This window comes from Inquilinus sp., from assembly GCF_057815775.1.
In genome coordinates, this window is the sequence record NZ_JBYRFX010000587.1 from 1 (window position 1) to 4176 (window position 4176).

Sequence of the window (4176 nt, forward strand, 5' to 3'; positions counted from 1 at the left end):
GGTCGGCATCGCCGGCTGCGCCATCATCTCCTTCATCCTGGCCCAGGTGACCCTGGGCCGCCGCCGGCCGGTCGAGGTGCCGGCGCAGTAGCCGGGCACCTCACGCGGCGGACGCGCTCAGGCGTTCGTACCGCCGTCCACGGCGATCGAGGCGCCGGTGACCCAGCGGCCGCCTTCGCCGGCGAGATGGGCGACCATGGCGGCGATGTCGGACGCCTCGCCGTAATGCCCCAGGGCGATGCCCGGGCGCTGGCCGTCGGCGTTCGGCCCGTCCGCCGGATTCATGTCGGTGTCGGTCGGGCCGGGCTGGATGATGTTGGCGGTGATGCCGCGCGGGCCCAGGTCGCGCGCCAGTCCGCGGGTCAGCCCGGTCAGCGCCGCCTTGGTCATGACGTAGAGCGTCATGTTCGGCCAGCAGGCATAATCGGCGAGGCAGGAGCCGATCGAGATGATCCGCCCGCCCTTGCCCAGATGCCGCGCCGCCGCCTGTGCTGCGAGGAAGCTGGAGCGGACATGGATCGCCAGGACGCGGTCCAGCTCGTCCTCGCTGACCTCCTCGATCGGGCCATAAGGGAAGACACCGGCATTGTTGACCAGGATGTCGATTCGCCCGAGCTCGGCCACTGTCCGCTCCACCGACGCCTGCACCGCCTTGCCGTCCGTGGCATTTGCCGCGATCGCCAGGCCGCGCCGGCCGGCCGCCTCGATCCGCCCGACCACCGCCTGCGCCTTGTCGGGCGAGGCACCGTAGGTCAGCGCCACATCGGCGCCATCCTGCGCCAGCCGTTCCGCGATCGCGGCGCCGATGCCGCGGCTGCCGCCGGTGACCAGGGCGACCTTTCCGGACAGTGCCGACATGAAACTCTCCATTTATGTGTTAATTGATACATAAATCGGTATCCGGCTTGCGGCCGGCTGTCCAGTGATTATGTATTGGGTGACACAGAATGGAGCCGATGATGGCCGAACGGGGCCGTCCCCGCGGGTTCGACCGGGCCGCCGCCCTGCACCGGGCGATGGAGCTGTTCTGGGCGCGCGGCTACGAGGGCACGGCCATGACCGATCTGACGGCGGCGATGGGCATCAACTCACCCAGCCTCTATGCCTCCTTCGGCAGCAAGGAGGCCCTGTTCCGCGAGGCGCTGGCGCTGTACGAGGCGGGTGAGGGCGGCACCACGGCCCGCTCGCTGGAGAGCGAGCCGACGGCGCGCCGGGCGGTGGAGGCGATGCTGCGCGACAACGCCACCGCCTATGTCGCGCCCGGCCGGCCACCCGGCTGCATGATCGTGCTGGCCTCCGCCGTCGGCATCCCGGCCAGCCCGGAGGTGCGCGGCTACCTGCTTGAGTCCTGCCGGCAATCGGTCGCCCGCCTCAAGGCGCGGCTGGACCGCGGCGTGGCGGAGGGCGACGTGCCGGCCGGCGCCGACACCCGGGCGGCGGCGGAGTTCTACTCCACCGTGCTGAACGGGCTGACCATCCAGGCCCGCAATGGTGCCGATTGTCCGGCGCTGCACCGCGTCGTCGACGGCGCCATGGCCGGCTGGGATGCGGTGGTCGCGCCGCGCGACTGATCCGCATCGGCTGGGGTAAGCTCCGAGTCGCCTTCCTGCGCGCTGCGCCTCGTCTGACCACACCAGGAATCCCCTGTCATGACCGTGCTGCTCGACCGCGCCGTGCCGCGCACCCTGGACACGCTGGTCCGCGACCTGTCGCAGGACCATGCCGGCGCAGTGGTGGAGGCCTGGCTGTTCGAGGATGAGACGGCACGCCGAGACGCCGAGACGGAACTGGCTTCGGCCGGCGTCTCGGCCCGGCTGCGCAGCGCCTACAAGCCGCTGCTGCATGCGATGCTGGAGGAGATCGACACGACGGGGCTGGTGGCGGTGGTGATCCGCCATCCCGTCCATCCGGCCGCGATCCCCGACCGCTTCCTGCTGGAGGCCTATCCGCTGGCGCCGCTGCTGGACGGCATCGATGTCCGCTTCGAGCCCGGTGATGCCGAGCTTTACTACCGCCTGGCACTGATCTATCGCGACGGCCGGGTGCTCGATGCGGAGGTGTTCGCGCCCAACCATCTGGCGACGGACCATCTCGGCGCCCCCCTGCTGTCGCCGACCGGCTGGCTGCGCGTCAGCGGCCGGCCCGACGGCCAGCCCGACATCGACCAGCGGATCGAGACCGAGGTCGAGACCCTGTTCCATGTCGCGGTCGACACGATCCAGGCCCATCCCTGGGGCCGGGCCGAACCCTATTTCGAGCGGCTGTCGATCATCGTCGAGGTGCCGCCGTTCGAGCGCGTGCTGCCGTTCGATGAGGAGGCCGTCAGCCTGCCCGAGGCGCTGCACGAGGACCTCTATTTCTCGCTGCTGGAGGTGTTCCAGCGCCATTCCGGCCGCCCGGTCGGCGACCGCGAGCTGCAGCCGGGCCAGATCGTGCCGGAGATCCGGGCTGCGGCGGGGAATCCGCGGGTGCGGGTCGAGACCGTGCCGTTCGGGGACCTCGCCGACGAGGCTGGCGATTGGCCGGAGCAGGCTTTGGAGACAGCCGCCGCGCCGATCCCGATCGCCCAGGCGCATCGCGAGTTGGCGGAATTCGGCGGCCTGCCGATCCTGGCCCGGTCGCGCCAGGGGCGGGCGGTGCCGGGCCTGATCCGCCCGGGCCCGCGCCCGGCGGTGCTGCTGACCGGCGGCCAGCACGCCAACGAGACCACCGGCGTGGTCGGTGCCCTGCGCGCCGCGCGGATCCTGCTGCAGGACCCGGCGACGCATCTCGCGCTGATCCCGCTGGAGAACCCGGATGGCTACGCCCTGCACCAGCGCCTGTGCCGGGACCATCCGCGCCACCTGCACCATGCCGCCCGCTACACCGCCCTGGGTGACGATCTGGAATACCGCAGCGCCGGCGAGCCGTATGAGCGTGCGGCGCGGCAGGAGGCGGTCGCGCGCACCGGCGCGCAGCTGCACATCAACCTGCACGGCTATCCCGCGCACGAATGGACCCGGCCCTTCACCGGCTATCTGCCGCGCGGCTTCGAGATGTGGACGATCCCGAAGGGCTTCTTCCTGATCCTGCGCCATCATCCGGATTGGGCGGACCGGGGCATGGCGCTGATGGAGGCGGTGACGCGCCGGCTGGCGCGGATCGAACCGCTGCTGGAGCTGAACCGGATGCAGCTCGCCGCCTATGGCGCCCACGCCACGGCCCGGCCCTTCACCCTGGTCAACGGCATCCCCTGCATGATCGCGCCGGACGAACGCAGCCGCGTGCCGCTGACCCTGATCACCGAATATCCGGACGAGACGATCTACGACGACCATTTCATCCTCGGCCACCCCGTGCAGATGGAAACGGCCCTGGCCGCGGCGGCGCATCACGTGGCCGCGGTGGCCTGAGGTACGCTTTGTGTTGCCTCTCCCGCCTGCGAGATTTTTCAGAATAGATCGGGCCCGTCTTTTTCTTGCCCCCCTCCCGCAAGGGGAGGGGGACTCAATAATATTCGGCCTGAGCCTCGCATCACTCACGGCGATGCATTCTGAAAAGGTCTCGCTTGCGGGAGAGGCGACACGTTGGTGACCTTCGAAACCGACGATCGCAGTAGTATTATCCGCCACCCTTGTTCATTCTTTGTTCCATGGACAAGGCGCAATCCCATCAGACAGAGGCCCCGGCCGCTCCCGCAGAGGAGCGGTCGGCGCGGCATGCCCGGATGCTGGCGCGGGCGGCCGAGATCCAGATGGAGGTGATGGAGGCGACCCGGACCGAAGCGGTGGAGACGCCGCAGCCCGGAATCGACTACTGCGCCCGGGTTGCCGTGCTCAACAAATCGCTGCGCCTGACCCTGCTGCTGGAGGACAAGTTTGCCGGCCAGCGTGCCGAGCGGCGCCAAGCGATGGCGAAGCGGGAGGCAGCCCGGCGGCAGCACCATGTCCAGCGGGTGAAGTTCGCCGTGATGATGGCGCCCTATGACACGCTGGAGCCCGACGAAGGCTCCAGCCGCCGCGCCGACGAGATCCGCGAGAGGCTGGAGCGGCCGGAGATCGCGGAGCTGGTGGAGGTCACCCCGGCAGAGATCGCGGTGGAGACGCTGTCCCGGTATTGGGGATATCCGCCACGGGTGAAGCGCTGGCTGGAAGCGGCGGACAAGACCCTGGAGAGGATGGGCGTCGTGCCGCCGGA

4 protein-coding genes are annotated in these 4176 nt (G+C 69.9%); 3 read left to right on the plus strand and 1 reads right to left on the minus strand.

Features of this window, described 5'->3' with window-relative positions:
- Positions 1-117 precede the first annotated feature (117 nt).
- Complete coding sequence (locus AC3XYG_RS20470; protein WP_489141715.1) at positions 118-858, minus strand: SDR family NAD(P)-dependent oxidoreductase; 741 nt, start codon at positions 856-858, stop codon at positions 118-120.
- 98 nt (positions 859-956) lie between these two features.
- Here AC3XYG_RS20470 and AC3XYG_RS20475 point away from each other — a divergent pair, with 98 nt between their 5' ends.
- From AC3XYG_RS20475 to AC3XYG_RS20485, 3 genes are all read left to right on the plus strand, one after another.
- Entirely contained in the window at positions 957-1571 is a 615-nt protein-coding gene (locus tag AC3XYG_RS20475; protein WP_489141716.1) for a TetR/AcrR family transcriptional regulator, read from the plus strand.
- A gap of 78 nt (positions 1572-1649) precedes the next feature.
- On the plus strand, positions 1650-3392 hold the full coding sequence (locus tag AC3XYG_RS20480) for a M14 family zinc carboxypeptidase (protein WP_489141717.1): 1743 nt from the start codon (positions 1650-1652) through the stop codon (positions 3390-3392).
- A 314-nt stretch (positions 3393-3706) separates the two neighbouring features.
- Positions 3707-4176: hypothetical protein (locus tag AC3XYG_RS20485; RefSeq protein WP_489141718.1), on the plus strand; the 470-nt coding region annotated here is incomplete at its 3' end.

Bases quoted from the DNA above. Each gene is read 5' to 3' on its own strand.
- AC3XYG_RS20470 (WP_489141715.1), bottom strand. From the start codon at position 858: ATGTCGGCACTGTCCGGAAAGGTCGCCCTGGTCACCGGCGGCAGCCGC.
- AC3XYG_RS20475 (WP_489141716.1), top strand. From the start codon at position 957: ATGATGGCCGAACGGGGCCGTCCCCGCGGGTTCGACCGGGCCGCCGCC.
- AC3XYG_RS20480 (WP_489141717.1), top strand. From the start codon at position 1,650: ATGACCGTGCTGCTCGACCGCGCCGTGCCGCGCACCCTGGACACGCTG.